The organism is Sphingobium cyanobacteriorum (assembly GCF_030580935.1).
GTDB classification, from domain to species: Bacteria; Pseudomonadota; Alphaproteobacteria; order Sphingomonadales; family Sphingomonadaceae; genus Sphingobium; species Sphingobium cyanobacteriorum.
Genome location: NZ_JAUQOM010000001.1, coordinates 856,719 through 878,499, shown reverse-complemented (window position 1 = coordinate 878,499; position 21,781 = coordinate 856,719). Strand labels below are relative to the sequence as shown.

At 65.1% G+C, this 21,781-nt stretch carries 20 protein-coding genes and 1 tRNA gene; 10 read left to right on the top strand and 11 right to left on the bottom strand.

The annotated features are described in order from the left end of the window. Positions 1-205: 205 nt before the first annotated feature. Together Q4610_RS04265 and Q4610_RS04260 are read left to right on the top strand one after the other, a co-directional pair. On the top strand, positions 206-1,210 hold the full coding sequence (locus tag Q4610_RS04265; protein WP_425262522.1) for a winged helix DNA-binding protein: 1,005 nt from the start codon (positions 206-208) through the stop codon (positions 1,208-1,210). Between the two features lie 133 nt (positions 1,211-1,343). Beyond that, positions 1,344-1,419 (top strand) — tRNA-Val (locus Q4610_RS04260). Positions 1,420-1,515: 96 nt separating this feature from the next. Here the strand turns inward: Q4610_RS04260 and rpoN are convergent. From rpoN to araD1, 3 genes are all read right to left on the bottom strand, one after another. After that, positions 1,516-3,039: an RNA polymerase factor sigma-54 gene (gene rpoN, locus Q4610_RS04255; protein WP_304534749.1), complete on the bottom strand. Its 1,524-nt coding sequence runs from the start codon at positions 3,037-3,039 to the stop codon at positions 1,516-1,518. A gap of 45 nt (positions 3,040-3,084) precedes the next feature. After that, positions 3,085-3,867: an LPS export ABC transporter ATP-binding protein gene (gene lptB, locus Q4610_RS04250; protein WP_304534748.1), complete on the bottom strand. Its 783-nt coding sequence runs from the start codon at positions 3,865-3,867 to the stop codon at positions 3,085-3,087. A 184-nt stretch (positions 3,868-4,051) separates the two neighbouring features. Then, the gene (gene araD1, locus Q4610_RS04245) at positions 4,052-5,044 is read right to left on the bottom strand and encodes an AraD1 family protein (RefSeq protein WP_304534747.1); all 993 of its coding nucleotides are present in this window, start codon (positions 5,042-5,044) and stop codon (positions 4,052-4,054) included. A 205-nt stretch (positions 5,045-5,249) separates the two neighbouring features. On the opposite strand from araD1, the gene Q4610_RS04240 reads away from it, so the two are divergent. Continuing rightward, positions 5,250-6,014, top strand: a complete 765-nt coding sequence (locus Q4610_RS04240) for a FadR/GntR family transcriptional regulator (RefSeq protein WP_304534871.1) — start codon at positions 5,250-5,252, stop codon at positions 6,012-6,014. 87 nt (positions 6,015-6,101) lie between these two features. Here Q4610_RS04240 and Q4610_RS04235 read toward each other — a convergent pair whose 3' ends face one another. Further along, complete coding sequence (locus tag Q4610_RS04235) at positions 6,102-7,412, bottom strand: sugar MFS transporter (RefSeq protein WP_304534746.1); 1,311 nt, start codon at positions 7,410-7,412, stop codon at positions 6,102-6,104. Between the two features lie 162 nt (positions 7,413-7,574). Between Q4610_RS04235 and Q4610_RS04230 the strand changes: the two genes are divergently transcribed. Continuing rightward, complete coding sequence (locus Q4610_RS04230; protein WP_304534870.1) at positions 7,575-8,678, top strand: aldose epimerase family protein; 1,104 nt, start codon at positions 7,575-7,577, stop codon at positions 8,676-8,678. A 277-nt stretch (positions 8,679-8,955) separates the two neighbouring features. On the opposite strand, the gene Q4610_RS04225 is transcribed toward Q4610_RS04230, so the two are convergent. Next, a complete protein-coding gene (locus Q4610_RS04225) occupies positions 8,956-9,225 on the bottom strand; it encodes a hypothetical protein (RefSeq protein WP_304534745.1) in 270 nt (89 codons plus the stop codon). 194 nt (positions 9,226-9,419) lie between these two features. On the opposite strand from Q4610_RS04225, the gene Q4610_RS04220 reads away from it, so the two are divergent. Next, positions 9,420-11,336 (top strand): potassium transporter Kup, encoded by a 1,917-nt coding sequence (locus Q4610_RS04220; protein WP_304534744.1) that lies wholly within the window; start codon positions 9,420-9,422, stop codon positions 11,334-11,336. Positions 11,337-11,345: 9 nt separating this feature from the next. Here the strand turns inward: Q4610_RS04220 and Q4610_RS04215 are convergent, their stop codons facing one another. From Q4610_RS04215 to Q4610_RS04205, 3 genes are all read right to left on the bottom strand, one after another. After that, the gene (locus Q4610_RS04215) at positions 11,346-11,501 is read right to left on the bottom strand and encodes a hypothetical protein (RefSeq protein ID WP_304534743.1); all 156 of its coding nucleotides are present in this window, start codon (positions 11,499-11,501) and stop codon (positions 11,346-11,348) included. Positions 11,502-11,565: 64 nt separating this feature from the next. After that, positions 11,566-12,276, bottom strand: coding sequence for a hypothetical protein (locus tag Q4610_RS04210; RefSeq protein WP_304534742.1), 711 nt, complete (start codon positions 12,274-12,276; stop codon positions 11,566-11,568). Positions 12,277-12,310: 34 nt separating this feature from the next. Continuing rightward, complete coding sequence (locus tag Q4610_RS04205) at positions 12,311-13,522, bottom strand: toxic anion resistance protein (protein ID WP_304534741.1); 1,212 nt, start codon at positions 13,520-13,522, stop codon at positions 12,311-12,313. A 165-nt stretch (positions 13,523-13,687) separates the two neighbouring features. Here Q4610_RS04205 and Q4610_RS04200 point away from each other — a divergent pair, with 165 nt between their 5' ends. Then, the gene (locus Q4610_RS04200) at positions 13,688-14,008 is read left to right on the top strand and encodes a DUF485 domain-containing protein (RefSeq protein WP_304534740.1); all 321 of its coding nucleotides are present in this window, start codon (positions 13,688-13,690) and stop codon (positions 14,006-14,008) included. Continuing rightward, a complete protein-coding gene (locus Q4610_RS04195; RefSeq protein WP_304534739.1) occupies positions 14,005-15,696 on the top strand; it encodes a cation acetate symporter in 1,692 nt (563 codons plus the stop codon). Before Q4610_RS04200 ends, Q4610_RS04195 begins: the two co-directional genes overlap by 4 nt. A gap of 37 nt (positions 15,697-15,733) precedes the next feature. Here Q4610_RS04195 and Q4610_RS04190 read toward each other — a convergent pair whose 3' ends face one another. From Q4610_RS04190 to Q4610_RS04180, 3 genes are all read right to left on the bottom strand, one after another. Continuing rightward, positions 15,734-16,309, bottom strand: a complete 576-nt coding sequence (locus Q4610_RS04190) for a (2Fe-2S)-binding protein (RefSeq protein ID WP_304534738.1) — start codon at positions 16,307-16,309, stop codon at positions 15,734-15,736. After that, positions 16,306-16,788 (bottom strand): DUF2721 domain-containing protein, encoded by a 483-nt coding sequence (locus Q4610_RS04185; protein WP_304534869.1) that lies wholly within the window; start codon positions 16,786-16,788, stop codon positions 16,306-16,308. The genes Q4610_RS04190 and Q4610_RS04185 overlap by 4 nt, the downstream gene beginning before the upstream one ends. A gap of 227 nt (positions 16,789-17,015) precedes the next feature. After that, a complete protein-coding gene (locus Q4610_RS04180; protein WP_304534737.1) occupies positions 17,016-18,224 on the bottom strand; it encodes an LL-diaminopimelate aminotransferase in 1,209 nt (402 codons plus the stop codon). 143 nt (positions 18,225-18,367) lie between these two features. Here Q4610_RS04180 and Q4610_RS04175 point away from each other — a divergent pair, with 143 nt between their 5' ends. From Q4610_RS04175 to clpS, 3 genes are all read left to right on the top strand, one after another. Then, a complete protein-coding gene (locus Q4610_RS04175) occupies positions 18,368-20,107 on the top strand; it encodes a PHA/PHB synthase family protein (RefSeq protein WP_304534736.1) in 1,740 nt (579 codons plus the stop codon). A 139-nt stretch (positions 20,108-20,246) separates the two neighbouring features. Then, entirely contained in the window at positions 20,247-21,119 is an 873-nt protein-coding gene (locus tag Q4610_RS04170) for a phasin family protein (protein WP_304534735.1), read from the top strand. A gap of 238 nt (positions 21,120-21,357) precedes the next feature. After that, positions 21,358-21,735 carry an ATP-dependent Clp protease adapter ClpS gene (clpS, locus tag Q4610_RS04165; RefSeq protein WP_304534734.1) on the top strand — a complete coding sequence of 126 codons (378 nt, stop codon included), beginning with the start codon at positions 21,358-21,360 and terminating at the stop codon, positions 21,733-21,735. The last annotated feature ends 46 nt before the right edge of the window (positions 21,736-21,781 follow it).

Genomic DNA, 21,781 nt, shown 5'->3' with positions numbered 1-21,781 from the left:
ATTCTTTCCTGGCCCGATCGCGGATTGCCTCCGATACGGTCGGGCCACCGCGCCGGACCGGATGCAAAGCGGACAGGAAAAGGCGGGGGCAAGCGCCGCCCTTGCGCCTGTTGCTCCACCTTGCATCCACAATGGCTGATGATCGGGCTGAACCGATCCGTTCTTGCTTTATTCTTGGGAACGAAGCTAGAACGGGAGTTGGACCATGATGGAAGATTTTTCCTACCCCATGCCTGCGGGCGGTACGGCGGAGCCGATTGCGCCGCGCGACACGCGCGCCGGGCTGCTGGTGGTGGCCGACTGGATCGACGCGGACGAGATCGCGCCGGTGGCGGACGCAGCCGGGCTGCGGCTGCTCGACGTGACCGGACTGGAGGAGGCATCCGCCCGGCTTGACCGGCAGAGCCAGTGCGACACGCTCCTGCTCTTCTGTCCGGCCGCGACGCCGCTGCTGGAACGGTTGCTGGTGCAGGTCGAGACGCAGGCGATCCAGACCGGCATGGCGGTGATCCTGGTCGCGGGCTGGGATACGGTCGAACTGGCCTTCGCCTGCCTCCGCAGCCCCTACACCCAGTTATTGTGCGAACCCGACCGCACCGAACTGGCCGCCGCGCTGGTGGCGGCGGGGGAGCGCCGTCCGCTGTCCGGCAGTGTTCATGAAGCCGGGCGCGAAAGCATCCGGCTGGAGCAGTTGAGCGAGGAGGTCGGCCGTCTTGCCCGCACCATCGACGCGCTGACCCAGCGCGCCCACGCCTCCCCCAGTTTCGACCTTGGCCCGCGCATTTCCGACCGGCCGAGCGATTATATCGGGATGCCCGCGCTCGCCCCGATCGGCACCCCGCTCCAGAATGCGGAGAAGGCCGTGCCGTCGATCACCGCGCAGCAGGTGCGTGACCTGTTGCGGGCGCGCCGCATCCGCGCCGATTTCCTGCCCGGCGACCTGTTCGCCGATCCGGCCTGGGACATGTTGCTCGACCTGCTCGCCGCCCGGCTGGAACAGGAGCGGGTGTCCGTCTCCAGCCTGTGCATCGCCGCCGCCGTGCCGCCCACCACCGCGCTGCGCTGGATCAGGACGCTGACCGACAAGGGCCTGGTCAAGCGCCATGCCGACCCGCATGACGGCCGCCGCGTGTTCATCGCCCTGGCGCAGGACACCGCCGACGCGCTGTTGCGCTGGTTCGGCGCCAGTCGCCGTTTCCTCAGCACCTGACGCGCCACGCGCCGGTCGATGCAGGGGCAAGTTCTGGTCGGGACCATGTCGGGAGTCTAGGTTCCCTTCTGTTCCGCGAACGCCCTGTTGACGGGAGTGAAAAATCGCCTAAAAGCGCCGGAATTCCCTACGGGGGCGATTAGCTCAGTTGGTAGAGCGTCTCGTTTACACCGAGAATGTCGGCGGTTCGAGCCCGTCATCGCCCACCATGGTTCGGTCCGTCAGGGCCGGGGACCCAGGCCCCGGATGGCCATTGGGCGCGGGCATGGAGGGATTTACGCCCTGCGCCTTTGCGCTCGTCCCTTTCAGGCGGCCTTGCCCTTCAGCGCTTTCTGCCGCCGCCGCTGTACCGATGAGCCGATGCCCATCGATTCGCGATATTTGGCGACGGTACGGCGGGCTATGTCCATGCCCTTGGCGCGGAGCAGGTCGACCAGCGTGTCGTCCGACAGGATCGCCTGCGGATCTTCAGCGGCGATCAGCGCCTTGATATGGCTCTTGACCGCTTCGGCCGACACCGCGCCGCCTTCGCCGCCGGACGCCGCGACGCCGCTGGTGAAGAAATATTTGAGTTCGTAGAGGCCGCGCGGGCAGGACAGATATTTGTTGGAGGTGACGCGGCTGACCGTGCTTTCGTGCATCCCGATCGCGTCGGCGACGGCGCGCAGGGTCAGGGGCTTGAGATGCGCGACGCCTTGGCGGAAAAAGGCTTCCTGCTGGCGCAGGATTTCGCTCGCCACCTTGATGATCGTCTTTTGCCGCTGGTCGAGCGCCTTGACCAGCCAGTTGGCGCTGGCGAGGCAGTCGGCCAGCCACGCCTTGGCCGTGCGGTCCTGCCTGCCCATGGACAGTTCGACATAATAGCTGCGGTTGACCAGGATGCGGGGCAGGGTGGCGCTGTTGATCTCTATCGCCCAGCCGTCGCGGGTCGGGCGTATGAACAGGTCGGGCGTCACCGGCGCGGCGCTGGTCCGCGCGAACCGGAGGCCAGGCTTGGGATCATAGCCGCGCAGTTCGGCGATCATGTCGGCCATGTCCTCCTCATCCACGCCGCAGATGCGGCGGAGCTGGGGCAGCGCACCCTTCGCCAGCAGATCAAGATTGGCGAGCAGCCGCGCCATGCAGGGATCGTAGCGGTCAGCCTCCTTCGCTTGCAGCGCGAGGCATTCGGACAGGCTGCGCGCGCCGACGCCGGTGGGGTCGAAGCCGTGGATGACGCCCAGCACCCGTTCGACATCATGGAGCGGCACGCCGAGCGCATGGGCGGTCGCCAGCAGGTTCGCCTCCAGATAGCCGGCGTCATCGATCTGGCCGATCAACTGGATCGCGATGATGAGGTCCATGGCGCCCAGCGCGGCGCGGGCCTGGTCCAGCAGATGTTCCTGGAGGCTGGCGTCGGGCGCGGCGAAACTGTCGAAGTCGGGCGCATCCTCGCCATAGCGGCCTGACAGCGCATCCATGCCGCCACCGCCTCCAGGGCCGTCAAAGGCCGCGCGATCGGCCGGGCCGTCGTCGATGAAGATGTCCGCGCCTGCATCCACGTCGAGCGGGCTGTCCGCGCCGCCCAGCCCCTGCGCGATCAGATCGTCGCTGGCCCCGGTTTCGGCGGCGAGCGTGGGGCGATCATCCGCCCGGTCGATGCCGTCGGGGGCAGGGGGAGCATCATTGCCGCCGGCCTGTTCAAGCAGCGGGTTTTTTTCCAGTTCGCCCGCGACGAACGCCTCGATCTCCAGATTGGACAGCGTCAGCAGCTTGATCGCCTGCTGAAGCTGCGGCGTCATGACGAGCGACTGGCTCTGCCGTATGTCCAGGCGTGGGCCAAGCGCCATTATCGCGCTCCCCGGTCACGAAGGAGAGGCCGCCCTGTCTGCATATCAGAGCTGGAAATTCTCGCCCAGATAGAGGCGGCGGACGTCGGCGTTGGCGACCAGTTCGGTCGGGCTGCCGGCGAACAGCACCTGACCATCATAGATGATGCAGGCGCGATCGACGATTTCCAGCGTCTCGCGAACATTATGGTCGGTGATGAGCACGCCGATACCCCGCGTCTTGAGCTGCTTCACCAGATCGCGGATGTCGGCGATGGATAGCGGGTCGATGCCGGCAAAGGGTTCGTCCAGCAGCACGATCGAGGGGTTGGCGGCCAGCGCGCGGGCGATTTCGCAGCGCCGCCGCTCACCCCCCGACAGCGCCATCGCGGCCGAATCGCGCAGCCGCGCCAGGCCGAATTCGGACAAAAGCTGTTCCAGCCGGGCGGCCCGCGCCGCCTTGTCCGGTTCGGCCAGTTCCAGCACCGCGCCGATATTCTGCGCCACCGTCATGCCGCGGAAGATGGAGGTTTCCTGCGGCAGATAGCCCAAGCCCAGGATCGCGCGGCGATACATGGGCAGGTTGGTGATGTCCTGCCCGTCGAGCACGATGCGGCCATGGTCGGGGCGCACCAGCCCCATGACAGAATAGAAGCAGGTCGTCTTGCCCGCGCCATTGGGGCCGAGCAGGCCGACCACTTCGCCCTTGCCCACGGTCAGCGACACATCGGACAATACGACCCGCTTGTCATAGCTTTTGGCGATCGAGATGACCGAAAGCCCGTCGCCCACTTCATGCGGGATTTGCGGGCGGGACCGGGTCCGGTCGGGGGTCATCAGGTCGTCCATGCATCTTGTCCTTGCGGCCGTTTGCGCAGGCGTCCGTCCATCCAGGAACGCGCGCGGCATTTGGCAAGCTTTGTGCATGGGAAATGCGTCGGGGCAAGGAGAAAATGGCGGGATGGGCGCGCATTCCGCTACCCCTTCCCATCATCGCCTGCCCCGCCAGCCGCCGGGGGCAGGCCATGGATCGTCAGAGTAACCGAACAACGAGTGGAACAGCTTGCGCGCGTTTGAGGGGATTGCGCACCGGCAGGGTGAAGGGCGCGGCGCCGATTTCGAATATGTCGCCTTCTTCCGGCACGATGCCGTCGCTGAACGACAGGGTCGCGGTGCCGAAGAAATGGACATGGACGTCACCCGCGCGGCGGAACAGGCCATATTTGAAATGATGATGTTCCAGATTGGCGAAGCTGTGCGACATATTGGCTTCGCCCGACAGGAAGGGTTTTTCCCAGATGACTTCGCCGTTGCGCAGGATGCGGCTTGATCCTTCGATATGATCGGGCGGCGTGCCGACCAGCAGTTCCGGGCCAAGCGCGGCCTGGCGCAGCTTGCTATGGGCGAGCCAGAGATAATTGTGCCGTTCGGTCACATGGTCGCTAAATTCATTGGCGAGGGCGAGGCCGAGGCGATGGGGGGTGCCGTCGTCCCCGATGATATAGATGCCGGCCAGTTCCGGTTCCTCGCCGCCATCCTGGGCGAAGGCGGGCATGGTCAGCGGCTCGTTCGGCCCGACCAGTTGCGACCCGTCGCCCTTGTAGAACCATTCGGGTTGCTGGCCGGTTTCGCCGGGCGCGGGCTTGCCACCCTCCAGCCCTTCCAGGAACATGCGCATCGAATCGGTCTGCTTTTCGGCGGCGGCCGCCGCGCGGTGCATCTTGTCGCGCCCCTCGGCGGAACCCAGATGGGTCAGGCCCGTGCCGGTCAGCAGCAGATGCGCGCCATCCTCATGATCGATCGGGGCAAGCAGGCGGCCTGCCGCGAATTCGGCGACGATGTCGATGGCGTCGCCCCGGCCAGCGGCCTCGACCGCGGCGGACAGGCTGATCTTCCGCGCGATCGCGTGCAGCGCCAGCGCGCGGATGCTGGTGAAGCCGGGCACGACATGCGCGGTGTCGCCCTGTGCGGCGATGACCGTTCGATCGCCATGGTCCGAACGATGCTGCAACAGGCGCAATGTCATGAAAACTTTCCTCCCGCGCGCCGGGCCGGGCGCGCAATCCAGATCAAAAGGCGTTGTGCCGCGCGCCCGGACAGCCGATCCGAAGGGGCGGGCGGTGGCGATGGTTTTCTCCAATTACTCCGACATATTGCAGGAAGATGGTAATGGCAATGCTTCTATTGTAGCGATAGCCACGCCTTGGCAGGGTGAGGCGAGAGGAATGGACATGGGACAGGAAGATCCGTCCTTGCACGGGGATCAGGCGGGCATTGGCGACGGCGCCAAGGCGGTTCGGGGGCCGGGCAGGCGGCTGCACGGCGCCATCGCGCACAAGCTGGGCATGGCGATCCTGTCCGGCCATTATGCGCCGGGCGATGTGCTGTCGGGCGAGGTCGCCTTTGCCGAGGAACTGGACGTTTCGCGCAGCGCCTATCGCGAGGCGATCCAGGTGCTGACGGCCAAGGGGCTGGTCGAAAGCCGGCCCAAGGCGGGCACCCGCGTGCTGCCGCGCCACCGCTGGAACCTGCTCGACCCCGACGTGCTTGGGTGGGCCTTTGCCGGGGAGCCGGATATCCAGTTCGTGCGCGACCTGTTCGAACTGCGCGCCATCGTGGAGCCGGCCGCCGCGCGGCTGGCGGCGCAGCGGCGCGACAGGGAGGATCTGCGCATCATGAAGGATGCGCTGGCCGCGATGCGCCGGCACACGCTGGCGACCGATGCGGGGCGGGCGGCCGACCGCGATTTCCACAACGCGATCCTGCACGCGACCCGCAACGACGCGCTGATGGTGCTGGCCGCCAGCATCGGCGCGGCGGTGAACTGGACGACGCAGTATAAGCAGCGCGCCCGCGCCCTGCCGCGCAACCCGATCCCCGACCATGTGCGGGTGTATGACGCGATCGCGGCGGGGGATGCGGCGGGCGCGGCCGAGGCGATGGGCGTGCTGGTCGAGCTGGCGCTGGAGGATACGGCGAGCGCGATGGGGGGCTGATCCTGCCCTGCACGGGGAGGCATGAAAAGGGCCGGAGCGGACATGCCGCTCCGGCCCTTTTTGCGCCACGGATGCTTGCCCCCGGCCTTATTCCGCCGCGACCTGCTGGTCGGGCAGCGCATGGGTCGGCTTCGATCCCCAGAGCGCGTAGAAGAGGATGTAGAGTTCGCAGGCGGCGGTCAGCAGGAAGCTGGTCTGGAGGCCATAATGGTCCGCGAGCCAGCCCTGCACCACCACCAGCGCGCCGCCGGCGATCGCCATGATGAGCAGGCCGGAGCCTTCCTCGGTCAGCGGCCCCAGCCCCTTGATGCCGAGGGTGAAGATGGTCGGGAACATGATCGAGTGGAACAGGCCGACCAGGATCAGCGACCACATGGCGACCGGGCCGGTGGTGAACACCGTGACCAGCATGACGACGAACGCGCCGATCGAGAAGGCGGCAAGGACATGGCCCGCATCGAATTTCTGCATGATCGCGGAACCGGCAAAGCGGCCGACCATCATCCCGCCCCACAGGAAGGTAAGGTAGCGGCCTGCCTGCTCATGGGTCAGGTTGGCGATATCGGGCTGGCTGACGAAATTGACGAACAGGTTGGCGACGCCGATCTCCGCGATCAGGTAGATGAAGATCGCCGGGATGCCGAACACCAGGTTGCGATGGTTCCAGAGCGAGTGTTTCTTGCGTTCTTCCTTGTTGTGGCGCTGCGTCGCATTGCCCATGGCGGGCAGGGGGAAGCGGGCGATGACCACGGCGAGCAGCACCAGCACGATGGCGACGAGCACATAGGGCAGAATGACCGATTGTGCGTCGGCCAGCCGTTCCGCCTGTGTCAGCACGACATCGCCCTGCGCGGTGCCGCCTTTTGAGCGTCCGAGAATCAGGTACGCCCCGAACAGCGGCGCCAGCATCGTGCCGGCCGAGTTCATCGCCTGAACGAGGTTGAGGCGCGACGAAGCGGTTTCCGGCTTGCCGACGACCGCGACATAGGGGTTGGCCGCGACCTGGAGCAGGGTGATGCCGCTGGCGATCACGAACAGCATGGCCAGGGTCACGCCATAGGAGGGGATGGACGCCGCAACCGTCATGCCCAGCGCCCCTGCCGCCATGACGAGCAGGCCGATGACAAGCGACTTCTGATAGCCGACCCGCTCGATCAGCTTGGCCGACGGGATCGACGCCACGAAATAGGCGATGAACCAGACCGATTCGATCAGCGTCGTCTGGGTGTAGCTGAGGTCGAACACGCTGCGCAGATGGGGCAGCAGCGTGTTGTTGATGACGGTGATGAAGCCCCACATGAAGAAGAGGCTGGCCAGCAGCGCGAGCGCGGGGCCGTAGCGCGTGCCGGGATTGTGCGATGCGGGCGCCGCAGCGCCTGACGAGATCGGTCCTGCCATTCATCCTTCTCCAGTGCAGTTCCGGCAGCAGACATCCATCAAGGGTTGCGCCTCTATTATTTGTAGGAGTATATATCCCCCAAAGGCTCGTCAATGGGCGCAACCTGCGGGAGGATATTCGTGCGGAAGGCCATTATATCGAATACAACGTTGTCATGCGCGATGCTGTTCGCCTTGGCAAGCGGGACGGCGATCGCCGCCGATGCCAGCCGCGCACCCGCCGGGACCGCCAATGGCGCGGCGGTCGAAAGGATCACGCTGAAAAACGGGACCGGCGTGTCGGCGACCATCCTGACCTATGGCGCGACGCTCCAGTCCCTGTCCGGTCCCGACAGGGAGGGCCGGATCGCGGACGTGCTGCTGGGCTATGACGATCTGGCGGGCTATGTCGACCATCCCAATTATTTCGGCGTGACCGTGGGCCGCTATGCCAATCGTATCGCGGGGGGCAGGTTCAGCCTGGACGGCAAAGCCTATCAGCTTCCCCTGAACGACAAGGTGAATTCGCTGCATGGCGGCGGCAAGGGATTCGACAAGCAGGTGTGGAGGGTCGTGTCGCTGAAGAGCGGGCCCACCGCCAGCCTGGTGCTGGCGCTCACCAGCGCCGATGGCGATGCGGGCTATCCCGGCACGCTGGACGTGACCGTCACCTATACGCTGGACGAGGCGGGCAATCTGGGCATCGCGTTCGATGCCAGGACCGACAGGCCCACCATCGTCAACATGACGAACCATGCGATCTTCAACCTGGCGGGGGAAGGGGCGCCCGACGGTGCGCTGGGGCACAGGCTGACCATTCCGGCCAGGGCCTATACCCCGGTCGACGCCAACCTGATCCCCACTGGCGCATTGCAGCCGGTGGAAGGCGGCGTGTTCGATTTCCGCGCGCCCCGTCGCGTGGCCGACGGCATTCGTGACGGGCGCGACCCGCAGATCGTCGCCGGGCGCGGCTATGATCACAACTGGGCGCTGGACAAGGGGGCGACGAAAACGCCGGAACTCGCCGCGCGGCTGGAGGACCCGGCATCGGGGCGCGTGCTCGACGTGCTGACGACCGAGCCGGGGGTGCAATTTTATACCGGCAATTTCCTGGACGGCACGCTGGTCGGCAAGGGTGGCCACCTGTATCGCATGGGTGACGGCATCGCGCTGGAACCGCAGAAATTTCCCGATGCGCCCAACAAGCCGAATTTCGTGTCGGCGCGTGTCGACCCCGGCAAACCCTATCATCATGCGATGGTCTATCGCCTGTCGGTGGCGCGCTGACGCCGCCATGGCGGTTTTCTGAGGGTGGAGAGCAAGGGATGATAGCGCGGGAGTGATGGCGCGAGGGGGGCGATCGGGTCGCTGGCCCCCTTATTTCTGCCTGTCGCATAAAGATGGTTGCACGCGATGCGCGAATCTCCTAAATCGCCGGGACAGCGTTGCCATGCCTCTCCAAGCAAGGCGGCGCTGCGATCCCGGACGGTCCACTGGCGAACTGCACGCGCCATGGCCGTTCGGGACGATTTTTGCGCTGCCGCTGCCGCCCCCGCCCGACCGATCATCCACCCGATGGCAGGCCATGATGCTGCCAGCGGCGCGCGACCGGCGCCGGCTTCCACAATCCCGGTCCCATCAGCAGCAAGGCTGTCCCCGCGCTGGCGCTCAGGACGCAGAGGACCGCCAGCAGGAACTGGGCCGGGGTGGTCGAGGGTGACGCCCGCACGAGCCGGTGCAACCAGGCGCCTTCCGGCCGGAGGCTCCAGAGCAGCGCGAGGCCCAGCAGGCGCGCGCCGATTCGCGCGGTGAGAGAGGGACGCCAGTGCGTCATAGGATCGCCTCCATGCGACAGGGGAGGCACGCCATCTACCGATGGCCGCATAGCTATTCGAGAGGAGAAAAAGCGCCGATCCGTTGGAATATCGTAGGAATTTGACGGCAATTCCCGGAATCATATGGAAATACTATGCGACTGGGGCATTCCTCCTATGGAAACTGTATGCCGGTCCATGGCATCGCACGGACATGAACGAAGAAATCGACAGGGCCATGCCCGCCGCCGATGCGCAGCCCCATGGCGGGACGCCGCAACAGGGCCTTGCCCCGTTGGCGCTGGGCGCGCTGGGCGTCGTCTTTGGTGATATCGGCACCTCGCCGCTCTACGCGCTCAAGGAAAGTTTCGTCGGCCACCATCCGCTGGCGGTCGATCCGCTGCATATCTATGGCGTGCTGTCGCTGATCTTCTGGACGATGACGCTGATCGTCACGGTCAAATATGTGTTCATCGTCATGCGCGCGGACAATCATGGCGAAGGCGGCAGCATGGCGTTGCTGGCGCTGATCGGGCGGCGGCTGGGGCCGTCGCGCTGGACGCCGTGGATCGCGATGCTGGGCGTGCTGGCGACCGCGCTCTTCTATGGCGATGCGATCATTACGCCTGCCATTTCGGTGCTGTCGGCGGTGGAGGGACTGACCGTGGTGCAGGCGAGCCTGACGCCGCTGGTGCTACCGATCGCGATCGCCATCCTGGTCGGGCTGTTCCTGATCCAGCGCCATGGCACGGCCAGGGTCGGCGCGCTGTTCGGGCCGGTGATGGTGGTCTATTTCCTGGTGCTGGCCGCGCTCGGCATCTTCAACATCGTGCGTCATCCCGACATCATCGCCATTGTGAACCCGCTCTGGGCGGTGCGTTTCTTTGCGTTCGATCCGGGGCTGGCGTTCCTGGCGCTGGGGTCGGTCGTGCTGGCGGTGACGGGGGCGGAGGCGCTCTATGCCGATATGGGCCATTTCGGGCGCAAGGCGATCAGCATCGCCTGGCTCTATGCCGCCTTTCCCTGCCTGTTGCTCAACTATCTGGGGCAGGGCGCGCTGCTGCTGGACGAACCTGCCGCCGCCGCCAATCCCTTCTTCCTGATGGCGCCGGAATGGGCGCGGCTGCCGCTGGTGATCCTGGCGACGATGGCGACGATCATCGCCAGCCAGGCGGTGATTTCGGGCGCTTTCTCCGTCACGCAACAGGCGGTGCAACTGGGTTTCCTGCCGCGCCTGCGCATATTGCACACCAGCGCGTCGGCGGCCGGACAGATCTATGTCCCGCTGGTCAATGTCGCGCTGCTGATCTTCGTCATCCTGCTGGTGCTGAGCTTTGGCAGCTCGACCGATCTGGCCGCGGCCTATGGCATCGCCGTCACCGGCACGATGCTGATCACCGCCTGCATGGTCGGCGTGCTGACCTTTAGCGTGTGGCGCTGGCACCCGCTGGTCGCGGGCGGCGTGACCCTGGCCTTCCTGATCGTGGACGGCGCCTATTTCGCGTCCAACGCGACCAAGATTCCCGATGGCGGCTGGTTCCCGCTGCTGGTCGCGGCGATCGCCTTTGTCGGCCTGACCACCTGGGCGACCGGGCGGCGGATCATGCGCGAGCGGCTGCGCGACGGGGCGATGGAGCTGGACCTGTTCATCCGGTCGACCAGCGGATCGCTCAAGCGCGTGCCGGGCACCGCCATCTTCCTGTCATCCAGCACCGACGGCGTGCCGCCCGCGCTGCTCCACAATGTGAAGCACAACCGCATCCTGCACGAACGCAACATCATCCTGACCGTGCGCACCCAGGGCGTGCCCCATCTGCGCGAGGAGGGACGGACCGAACTGACCCCGCAGGGCGAAGGCTTTTACCGGCTGGTGCTGAACCATGGCTTCATGGAGGAGGTCGACATTCCCGCCGCGTTGAAATCGGTGCAGGATTGCAGCGGGCCGATCACGGTCAAGGACAGCAGCTATTTCCTGAGCCGCCAGACGCTGATCCCGTCGTCCCGGCCCGGCATGGCGATCTGGCGCGAAAAGCTGTTCGCCTGGATGATCCGCAATGCCGAAAGCCCGATGGAGTTTTTCAAGCTGCCGGTGAACCGGGTGGTCGAACTGGGATCGCAACTGGAGATTTGAGGGCGGGCGTCAGGGCTTGCGCCGCCAGCGCCGGAACAGCGATACGCCCAGAAAGCCGCCGCCCACCACCACCGCGATGACCCCGCCCGCCGACGCCAGCGCCCAGGCGCCGGCCGCCAGCAGGCCCGTCAGGAAATCGACGATGATCAGGGTGAGGTGGATCATGCCAGGGGCGGCGCGGCAGTCGATCGTTGCACCGCACCGCGCAGTTTCAGCCTGGCTGAAACGATCAATTCCCCAATTCCCTGGCTTCCTGATATTTCAGTTCCAGAAAACGGTTCTGGGTCGCCAGCTTGTCCAGGTCGCCGCTGGCCAGATGTTCGCTCATCCGGCCAATTTCGGCGTCGATCACCGCCAGCCCGTCGATCAACTGCTTTTCGGGCACGCGGCCATTGCGTTCCTCGCGCCGCAGGGGCTGGGGGATCGACTGATAGCCTGTGACCAGTTCGGGCAGATGGTCGGCCAGCAGCCGGCGGATTTCCTGCGCGGCCGGTTCCTGCTCGTTCAGCCGCTCAAGCTGGGGCGCCAGCATTTCCAGCTTCACGCCGATGCTGTCGACCAGCGTGATCGCCGGGGCGGGCAGCGCCTTGCGCTGGTTTTCCAGCCAGATTTCGGTCTTGAGCGGCAGGGCGGTCAGTTCAGTCTGGGCCAAAGCCTCCGTCCTGACCCTGCTTTCGGCGGGCATCAGCGCGATCAGCAGCAGCGCGGCGATCATCACCCCCAGCGCGATCATCACCCCGGTCACGCCCAGCGGCAGGATGAAGCCCGCCACCGCGCTGCCCAGCACCACCGCCAGCACCGCCCAGAAGGCATATCTGACCTTGCGCAGCAGCCCGGCATTGCGGCGCTGCCGCGCGCGGGTGGACAGGCTCTGCCCGCGTTCGCTGTGGCGGCGCAGAACGGCCTCGGCATCGGCCAGGACGCGGTCGGAGCGGCTCATTCTTGCCTCCCCGCCATGTGGTGGAGCAGGCGCATCACCCCTCGATCGCGCTCAGCAGGGGATTGTCGGCGCGAACCTCCTTTGCCGCCTGCGCCTGTCCTTCGGCGCGGGCGATATAGCCCTTGGACTTTTCGACCTCGTTCGACAGCGTGTTCACCGTCGTTTTCATATTCTCCAGCGCCTTCATCTTGAAGCTGTCGATATTGTCCATCGTATCATAGATATTCTGGAACGCGCGCTGGAGCGTCTCGATCGGGATGGTGCTGGACGCGGCCTGCTCGTGAATCTGTGCGGTCTGGCTTTTGAGCAATTCGCCGGTCCGGTCGATCATGTTGGCGGTGGTCGTGTTGAGCGCGCTGATCTGTTCCAGCACCAGCCTCTGCCCCACCAGCGCCTGCGCCACCGTCACCGCCGTCCGCAGCGCCGCGACGGTCGTGGTACTGGCGCGGTCCACACCCTTGACCAGTTCGACATTATTCTTCTTCACCAGGTCGAGCGCCAGATAGCCCTGCACCGTCACCGCCATCTGGGTCAGCAAGTCCTGCGTGCGCTGGCGGATGTAGAACAGCGCGCTCTCGCGGATCGCCTTGGCCTTGGCCGGATCGGTCGCGTCCAGTTCCAGCGCCTTGGATTCCAGCCGGGCGTCCATCGTCTTGCTGATGTGGATCATCTGTTCCAGACGACCCATGGTGGCCCACATATTCTGCCGTTCCACGTCGATCGCGGCATTATCCTTGATCAGCGTGTCCTTGCCGCTGGCAAGGCTCCCCAGGATGGAATTGATGTGGCTCTGCGCGCTTTTATAGCCGTCGAAATAGTCGCGCATCTTGTTGCCGAAGGGGATGATGCCGAACAGCTTCTTGGGCGCCATCAGGTTGCCGCGCTTGCCGGGGTCCAGATCCTCCACCGTGCGGCGCAGTTCGGCAAGGTCCGCGCCGACCTTGGTATCGCTGTCCATCGCGCGCACCGGGCGGTCGAGGAAGCGGTTGGAGTGGCCGGCGGCCTCGGCGATTTCCTTGCGCCCCATATTGGTGAGCTGGTCGACGCGCGCGCCGAATTCCGGCGAATTGGCGTCCTGCGCGACCAGATCGGCGACGAAGGCATCGACCTTTTCGTCGAGCTTGCTGCGCTTTTCATCCTCTATGGGGACGAGGCCCGCCGCCTTTTCCGGCGCGACCACGGGCACCGGATCGGGCGCGGTCAGGTTCAGCATATCGGCGGTAGCGGTTGGCGCGGTCGAAGCCATGTCATCTCCCAGAAGCCCAAAGCGGCCCTTTCCACTGTCATATGTGCATAAAACAGTCGGGCCGCAAGTCTGCGCAAAGTCTCTCGCCCCGCTATAAAGCCTCCCCCCGCGCCATTGCAATCGTCCCGCGCCCGGTTAGCATGGCGGCAGGACCAGGGAGTAGGCATGAAACAGGAACAGGATGCGGCGCTGGTCGCAGCGGTGGCGGCCGATCCGCGTTACCGGGCGCTGGTGGCGCGGCGTGCCCGGCTGGGCTGGTGGCTGTCGGCGGTCATCTTCGTCGCCTTCGTCGCCTATCTGCTGCTGATCGCGTTCGACAAGGCGTTGCTGGGCGCGCCGATCGGGGATGGCGTGACTTCGATCGGCATCCCGATCGGCCTTGGCCTCATCCTGCTGGCGATCGCGCTGACCGGCCTCTATGTCGCCCATGCCAACCGCCATCATGACGCGCAGATGGCGCATATCCTGAAAGATCATCGCGCATGAGGGCGATGATCGGGCTGATCGCCCTGTTGCCCGCGCCTGCCTTCGCCGCCGCGCTGGAGGGGGAGGCGCAGCGCCAGCCGACCAACTGGGTCGCGATCGCCATGTTCGTGGCCTTTGTCGGGCTGACGCTCTGGATCACCAAGGTGGCGGCCGCGCGTACCCGCACCGCGTCGGATTTCTATACCGCAGGCGGCGGCATCACCGGCTTCCAGAACGGCCTTGCGATGGCGGGCGATTATATGTCGGCGGCCTCTTTCCTGGGCATTTCTGCGCAGATTTTCAACGATGGCTATGACGGGCTGATCTATTCCACCGGCTTTCTGGTGGGCTGGCCGATCCTGCTGTTCCTGATGGCGGAGCGGTTGCGCAACCTTGGCCGCTATACCTTTGCCGATGTCGCTTCCTACCGCTTCGCCCAGCCGCCGGTGCGCAGCTTCGCGGCGATCAGCACGCTGCTGGTGGTCAGCTTCTACCTCGTCGCGCAGATGGTGGGGGCGGGGCAGCTTATCAAATTATTGTTCGGCCTGCCCTATGCGCTGGCGGTGGTGATGGTGGGCGGGCTGATGATGCTCTACGTCCTGTTCGGGGGGATGCGCGCGACCACCTGGGTCCAGATCATCAAGGCGGTGCTGCTGCTGGGCGGGGCCAGCTTCATGGCGCTGATGGTGCTGGCCCAGTGCGGGTTCAGCCTGGAAACGCTGTTTGCCCGCGCGGTCGAGGTCAAGACGCAGGCGGCGCTGGCCGACGGGGCGAGCGCGGCGCAGGCGGCAGAGCAGGGGCGGTCGATCATGGCGCCGGGCAATTTCATCAAGGATCCGGTGTCGGCCATTTCCTTCGGCCTCGCGCTGATGCTCGGCACGGCGGGCCTGCCGCATATCCTGATGCGCTTCTTCACCGTCCCCGACGCGAAGGAGGCGCGCAAGTCCGTGCTGTGGGCGACCGGATGGATCGGCTATTTCTATATCCTCACCTTCATCATCGGTTTTGGCGCGATCGTGCTGGTGGGGACGGACGCCAGCTATCTGGACGGCGAGGGCGCGTTGCGCGGCGGCGGCAATATGGCGGCGATCCATCTGGCCCATGCGATCGGCGGCAATGCGTTCCTGGGCTTCATCTCGGCCGTTGCCTTCGCCACCATCCTGGCGGTGGTGGCGGGGCTGACGCTATCGGCGGCCTCGGCGGTCAGTCATGATCTTTATGCGACCGTGTTCAAGCATGGGAAGGCCAGTTCCGCGGACGAACTGCGGGTGTCGCGCCTCACCACATTGGCGCTGGGCGCGCTGGCGGTGCTGCTGGGGCTGGTGTTCGAGAAACAGAATGTCGCCTTCATGGTCAGCCTGGCCTTCGCGCTGGCGGCGTCGGGCAATTTCCCGGTGCTGATCCTGTCGCTGCTGTGGGGCGGTTGCACCACGCGCGGCGCGGCCTGGGGCGGGACGATCGGGCTTCTGACCGCCTTCATCCTCACCCTGCTGTCGCCGGCAGTGTGGACCACGACCTTTGGCCTGGGAGTCGCGCCCTTTCCCTATAGTTCGGCGGCGATCTTCTCGGTCCCGGCGGGCTTCATCGCCATCTGGCTGATCTCCCGGCTTGATGGCAGTCCGCGCGCGGCGGTCGACAAGGCCGGTTATCCGGCGCAGCGGGTGCGGGCGGAAACCGGCATCGGCGCATTTGCGGCCAGCGACCATTAGGGCGGGCGGCGCGCAATGACGCAGCAAATTTACGTCATCACCTGAATGTCGATCGGCCCTGGCGTTCTGGCTGTACGCCCGGCCGGCCCAGTGCGGGGACGGTGCGGGCCGCGTCCTCCGGCGTGACGCCCGGCGGCGGTGCGGCGGCGACCTGTTCTTCCCCGCGCATGATCCGGCCCGCCCGCCTGATCGCGCCGCGCAGCCGCGGATAAATGCCGCAGCGGCAGATATTGGTGATCGCGCCGTCGATGTCCGCGTCGCTGGGATCATTGGTCCGGCGCAGCAGCACGGATGCCGCCATGATGATGCCGGGGATGCAGTAACCGCATTGGGAGACATTGTCGGCAGCGAACGCCTGTTGCAGCGGATGGCCGCGATCGGGCGACAGCGCCTCGATCGTGGTGACGAAGCGCCCTTCGGTCTTGCCGATCGTCACCTGGCACGATCGCACCGCTTCCCCGTCAATGTCCACGGTGCAGGCGCCGCAATCGCCGGTGCCGCAGCCATATTTGGTGCCGGTCAGGTTGGATGCATCGCGCAGCGCCCAGAGCAGCGGGGTTTCCGGGTCCATGCGATATTGCACCGGCCGGTCGTTGACGGTGAACTTGGTCACGCCGCCTCGTCTTCCTCGGCCTCGACCTTGTGGTAGAGGACTTCGTTGCGGACATGGATGATCTTCGACCCCAGCCGGATTTCCAGGATGAAGGTGGCAAAGCCGCCGGCCTGCAACAGCATCGACAGGCTGAACAGGATGGCGATGGCGCTTCCCAGATGGGCGTCGAGAAGATTTCCGGCGAACAGCAGGATGACGACAAGGCAGACAGCGCAGGCGGACGCGACCGAGAGGAAGATCGAGGCATTGACCACGCTCATCCGCCGGTCGAGCACGCGGATTTCCCCGACCATCCGGTCATGCTCCTTGCCCCGCGATGTGAGTATCAGTTGCTCAACAGACCGTGCGCGGTCGATGATCCGGGCGAGGCGGCCGACGCAGACATTGAGGAACGCGCCGATACCCGCCAGCAGGAACACCGGCGCGAGCGCGAGCTGGATGGTCTGCGCGACCTGGCTGACCTGGGGCAGGGGGATCATGGTCATGCCCGCATTCCTAACAACCACTGGACGAGGAAGAAAGCGGCGATGCCGGTGATCGGCATCGTCAGTATAAGCCATGGCACCAAAGGCCCCCTTGCGGCGCAAGCGGTGTCGGGCGGGCAATCGCCAATAGCGTGAGCGATCAACAGGAGAAGTCGAGCCAGCATCACAGGCGGGCGCCGCGATGCAGCCGCAGCGCCCGCCCGCCTTGTCCGGCCGGTAGTTCAGGCCACGTCCTTGGCCGGCGTGTTCACGCCCATGGACTTGAGATACGCCTTGATGTTGCGCGCCGCCTGCCGCAGCCGCTGCTCATTTTCGACCATGGCGATGCGGACGAAGCCTTCGCCATCCTCGCCATAGCCCACGCCCGGCGCGACCGCGACCTTGGCATGGGTGAGGAGCTGCTTGGAAAATTCCAGCGAGCCCATCTCTTTCAGCGCGGGCGGCAGCGGCGCCCAGCAGAACATCGACGCGCGCGCGGGCGGAATGTCCCAGCCCGCCCGGCCGAAGCTTTCGACCAGCACGTCGCGACGCTTGTGATAGAGCAGCCGGTTCTTCTCGACAATGTCCTGCGGCCCGTTGAGCGCGGCGCAGGCCGCCGCCTGGATCGGGGTGAAGGCGCCATAGTCGAGATAGGATTTCACCCGTGTCATCGCCGCGATCAGCTTCTTGTTGCCGACCGCAAAGCCCATGCGCCAGCCGGCCATGGAGTAGGTCTTGGACAGCGAGGTGAATTCGATCGCGACATCCTTGGCGCCCGGCACCTGGAGGATGGAGGGCGTGGGGTTGCCGTCATAATATAGTTCGGAATAGGCCAGGTCGCTCAGCACCCAGACCTTGTTCTCCTTCGCCCAGGCGACCAGCCGCTCGTAGAAAGCCAGGTCGACCGTTTCGGCGGTCGGGTTGGACGGATAATTGACCACCAGGATCGACGGGCGCGGCACGGTGAAGGCCATGGCGCGGTCGAGCGAGCGGAAATAATTTTCGTCCGGGGTCGTGGGCACCGACCGGATCGTCGCGCCCGCGATGATGAAGCCGAACGTATGGATCGGGTAGCTGGGATTGGGGGCCAGCACCACGTCGCCCGGCTCTGTGATCGCGGTGGCGAGGCTCGCCAGCCCTTCCTTCGACCCCATGGTCACGACGACCTCGGTTTCCGGGTCGACCTCCACGCCGAAGCGGCGGGCGTAATAATTGGCCTGCGCCTTGCGCAGGCCGGGGATGCCGCGCGACTGGCTATAGCCATGGGCGCTGGGTTTTTGCGCCACCTCGATCAGTTTCGCGATGACATGGTCGGGCGGCGGCAGGTCGGGATTGCCCATGCCCAGGTCGATAATATCCTCTCCCGCGGCCCGCGCGGCGGCCCGCATGCCGTTGACTTCGGCGATGACATAGGGCGGCAGGCGCTTCATGCGGTAGAATTCTTCGGACATTATAGGGGCTTTCCTGAAAGCTCTCTGTAGGGAATAGTGTATGACGCGCCGCTGGCGTGTCACATACCGGCTATAACCCGCCAGGTTGCGACGCGCCAGTGAAAGCGGCGCATCCGCGCGATGCCAGGAGGAGCAAGGTGGCCATGGATAAAGCCGATGTCATGGAGCCGCATCTGCCGACCCTGGAGCAAATGCAGCAATGGACGGATGTTCTGGGCCGCGCCCAGCAACTGATGCTGGAGCAGGCGGCCGGCGCCGCCGGGCAGGCATTGCCCTTTGACCCGGCCATCGTCGCGCGCATCCAGACCGGCTTTGCCGATGAAGGGCTGGCGCTGTGGCAGCGCTTCCTCGATTCGGGCGGCCTGTTGCGCGACCAGCCCGACGCCGTGCCCGCGACCAGCCCGGCGGCGCGCAAGGACCGGCGCTTTGCCGACCCGGCCTGGACCGAGCATCCCTTTTACGACCTGATCCGGCAAAGCTATCTGCTGGTGTCGGACTATATGATGAAGCTGGCCGATGCGGTCGACGGGGTGGATCCCCGGCAGAAGGCCAAGCTGCGCTTTGCCACCAGCGGCCTGCTTGATGCGATGGCGCCCAGCAACTTTCCCTTTACCAACCCGCAGGTGGTGCAAAAGACCATCGAGAGCGGCGGCGAGAATCTGGTCAAGGGTTTGAAGCATATGCTGGCTGACCTGGAGAAGGGCCAGCTTACCCACACCGATGGCACCCTGTTCGAACTGGGACGCAATATCGCGGCGACGCCGGGCAAGGTGATCCATGAAACACCGCTGTACCAGTTGATCCACTATGCCCCGTCGACGGAAACGGTGCTGGAAACGCCGCTCATCATCTTTCCGCCCTGGATCAACCGCTTCTACATTCTCGACCTGTCGCCGGAAAAGAGCTTCGTCAAATGGGCGGTCGATCAGGGGATCAGCGTGTTCCTGGTATCGTGGAAATCGGCCGACGCTTCCATGAAGGATCTGGTCTGGGACGATTATATCCTGAAAGGGCAGATCGACGCCATCGACACGGTGCGCGACCTGCTGAAGGTGAAGGCTGTCCACACGATCGGCTATTGCGTCGCCGGCACGACGCTGGCCGCGACGCTGGCCCTGCTTGCGGCGCGGGGGGAGGCGGACAAGGTGGCGAGCGCGACCTTCTTCACCGCGCAGGTCGATTTCAGCCAGGCCGGCGACCTGACCCTGTTCGTCGATGACGAGCAGATGAAGATGGTGGAGCAGCTATCGTCGAACGGGTTTCTGGATGGGCGCTACATGGCCGCGACCTTCAACCTGCTGCGCGGGCGAGACCTGATCTGGAATTATGTCGTCAACAATTATCTGCTTGGGCTGGATTATCCGCCCTTCGACCTGCTTTACTGGAATGGCGACACCACCAACCTGCCGGCGCGGTGGCACCTTGACTATCTGACCCGGCTGTATCGCGACAATCTGCTGGTGGTGCCCGGCGCGATCAGCATCGACGGCACGCCGATCGACCTGACCCGCATCCAGACGCCCGCCTATGTCCAGGCAGGCAGGGAAGATCATATCGCACCGCTGGAAAGCGTGTGGAAGATGACCGAAAATCTGTCTGGCCCCACCCGTTTCCTCCTTGCCGGATCGGGCCATATCGCCGGCGTCATCAACCCGCCCGCTGCGGGCAAATATCAATATTGGGCCTGCGATACGGCACAGCCCTCGCTGGATGCCTTCGTTGCCAATGCGAAGGAAACAAAGGGGAGCTGGTGGCCGGACTGGCGGGCATGGATCGAGGCGCTCGATTCGCGCCATGTGCCGGTGAAGGGTGGCCGGGTGCCGGGCAAGGGCAGGCTGAAGCCGATCGAGGATGCGCCGGGGCGCTACGTCAGGATGCGCTGAGCCTGTTCCCGCGCGGCCTTGCGCCGGGCTGAAACCTGTCTGCGACGAGCCGCAGATGGCACTTTTGTTGCACTGCACAATAAGCCTTGCAAAGGGCCTGCGGACACTGTATTGTGCACTGCAACAAATGGAGAAGGTCATGGCCGTTACGCCCAAGACGCCGAGAAATGCGCCACGCAGCAAGGCAGGTGCGACGACATTGTCAGCCAGCGAGGCGCTCAAGGCGGCCGAAGCGGCGATCAGTGAACCTGCCGGCAAGGCGCCTGCGCCCCGCAAGGCGGTTTCGGCGGCGGTCAAGCCGATCGACACCAATCCGCAGAAGGCGCCGACGCCCGCGCCCACGCCTGCGCCGACCCCTGCTCCGACGCCGACGCCCGCTCCCACGCCCTCGTCCCTGACGGAAAGCGTGGAAAGCCAGGCCGATCCCGTCGCTCTCGTGGCCGCCACGATCGCGGGGGATGCCGCGCCCGAATCTAGGATTACAGAGAGCCTGACCGAAAAGGCCGAAACCATTGCGACCCAGCCGCTGCCCGCAGAAGGAACCAAGAGCATGACCGACGTGATCGAAACCGGAAAGAAGTTCGCCGAAGAAACCAAGGCGAAGCTCGAAACCGCCTATGCCGATTTCAACGAAAAGGCGAAGGCCGGCGTTGAAAAGTCGACCAAGGCGATCGAGGAACTGAGCGACCTGGCCAAGGGCAATGTCGAAGCGCTGGTGGAATCCGGCAAGATTGCCGCCAAGGGCATCGAAACCATGGGGCAGGACGCCGTCGATTACAGCAAGAAGAGCTTCGAAAAGGCGACCGCCTCTTTCAAGACCTTCTCGACCGTCAAGACGCCGACCGAATTCTTCCAGCTCCAGAGCCAGTTGCTGTCGAGCAGCTTCGACGAGTTCACCAAGGAAGCCGCCAAGAGCAGCGAAGCCTTCATCAAGCTGGCCGGCGATGTCGCCCAGCCGCTGACCGCGCGCATGACGCTGGTGACGGACAAGGTGAAGTCGCTGGCCGCCTGAGCCTTCCCGACCCCTATGTCATAGCGCAAGGGCGCCGTTCCCATCCAGGGGACGGCGCCCTTTGCGTCAGGCTATATGCCCTTTGCCAACCCGGCACGACATGGCCCCCCTTTGCCAGGGCAGGGTTGGCAAACCCCAGGATCGTAGTCCGGTCAGGTTGAAATATCGCCGCTGCCGGTTGAATGGGCCGACCCACCCTCTTGCCTTGCGCCGGTAAATCGCCATATCCTCGACCATCATGAACAGTGTCACCACCGCATCTGCATGGTCCGTCAAGATGGCGGGCCGGGATCAGGACGATCAGGGCGAAGGCCCCGGCGGGCCGAATGTCGGCATCGCGACCCGGACGCGCACCCGCACCAAGAAGCCGTCGCTCTACAAGGTGCTGATGCTCAATGACGATTATACGCCGATGGAATTCGTCGTGCATGTCCTGCAAAGTTTCTTTCGCATGGACATGGAGGAAGCGACTCGCGTGATGTTGCATGTGCATCAGCGCGGCGTCGGCGTGTGCGGCATCTTCAGCTATGAGGTCGCCGAGACGAAGGTGAACCAGGTGATGGATTTCGCCCGGCAGAACCAGCATCCGCTGCAATGCACGCTGGAGAAAGCCTGATCGCGCCCTGTCCGTGACCGGGGCCTGCATGCTGGCATTGGCCGCA

What these genes read in the sequence shown, in the direction of transcription:
- Q4610_RS04170 (WP_304534735.1), top strand. Translation starts at nt 20,247, where the DNA reads ATGGCCGTTACGCCCAAGACGCCGAGAAATGCGCCACGCAGCAAGGCA.
- Q4610_RS04225 (WP_304534745.1), bottom strand. Translation starts at nt 9,225, where the DNA reads ATGACGCACTGGCGTCCCTCTCTCACCGCGCGAATCGGCGCGCGCCTG.
- Q4610_RS04180 (WP_304534737.1), bottom strand. Translation starts at nt 18,224, where the DNA reads ATGTCCGAAGAATTCTACCGCATGAAGCGCCTGCCGCCCTATGTCATC.
- Q4610_RS04220 (WP_304534744.1), top strand. Translation starts at nt 9,420, where the DNA reads ATGAACGAAGAAATCGACAGGGCCATGCCCGCCGCCGATGCGCAGCCC.
- Q4610_RS04240 (WP_304534871.1), top strand. Translation starts at nt 5,250, where the DNA reads ATGGGACAGGAAGATCCGTCCTTGCACGGGGATCAGGCGGGCATTGGC.
- Q4610_RS04210 (WP_304534742.1), bottom strand. Translation starts at nt 12,276, where the DNA reads ATGAGCCGCTCCGACCGCGTCCTGGCCGATGCCGAGGCCGTTCTGCGC.
- Q4610_RS04195 (WP_304534739.1), top strand. Translation starts at nt 14,005, where the DNA reads ATGAGGGCGATGATCGGGCTGATCGCCCTGTTGCCCGCGCCTGCCTTC.
- Q4610_RS04230 (WP_304534870.1), top strand. Translation starts at nt 7,575, where the DNA reads ATGCTGTTCGCCTTGGCAAGCGGGACGGCGATCGCCGCCGATGCCAGC.
- Q4610_RS04265 (WP_425262522.1), top strand. Translation starts at nt 206, where the DNA reads ATGATGGAAGATTTTTCCTACCCCATGCCTGCGGGCGGTACGGCGGAG.
- lptB (WP_304534748.1), bottom strand. Translation starts at nt 3,867, where the DNA reads ATGGACGACCTGATGACCCCCGACCGGACCCGGTCCCGCCCGCAAATC.
- rpoN (WP_304534749.1), bottom strand. Translation starts at nt 3,039, where the DNA reads ATGGCGCTTGGCCCACGCCTGGACATACGGCAGAGCCAGTCGCTCGTC.
- Q4610_RS04235 (WP_304534746.1), bottom strand. Translation starts at nt 7,412, where the DNA reads ATGGCAGGACCGATCTCGTCAGGCGCTGCGGCGCCCGCATCGCACAAT.
- clpS (WP_304534734.1), top strand. Translation starts at nt 21,358, where the DNA reads ATGAACAGTGTCACCACCGCATCTGCATGGTCCGTCAAGATGGCGGGC.
- Q4610_RS04185 (WP_304534869.1), bottom strand. Translation starts at nt 16,788, where the DNA reads ATGATCCCCCTGCCCCAGGTCAGCCAGGTCGCGCAGACCATCCAGCTC.
- araD1 (WP_304534747.1), bottom strand. Translation starts at nt 5,044, where the DNA reads ATGACATTGCGCCTGTTGCAGCATCGTTCGGACCATGGCGATCGAACG.
- Q4610_RS04205 (WP_304534741.1), bottom strand. Translation starts at nt 13,522, where the DNA reads ATGGCTTCGACCGCGCCAACCGCTACCGCCGATATGCTGAACCTGACC.
- Q4610_RS04200 (WP_304534740.1), top strand. Translation starts at nt 13,688, where the DNA reads ATGAAACAGGAACAGGATGCGGCGCTGGTCGCAGCGGTGGCGGCCGAT.
- Q4610_RS04215 (WP_304534743.1), bottom strand. Translation starts at nt 11,501, where the DNA reads ATGATCCACCTCACCCTGATCATCGTCGATTTCCTGACGGGCCTGCTG.
- Q4610_RS04175 (WP_304534736.1), top strand. Translation starts at nt 18,368, where the DNA reads ATGGATAAAGCCGATGTCATGGAGCCGCATCTGCCGACCCTGGAGCAA.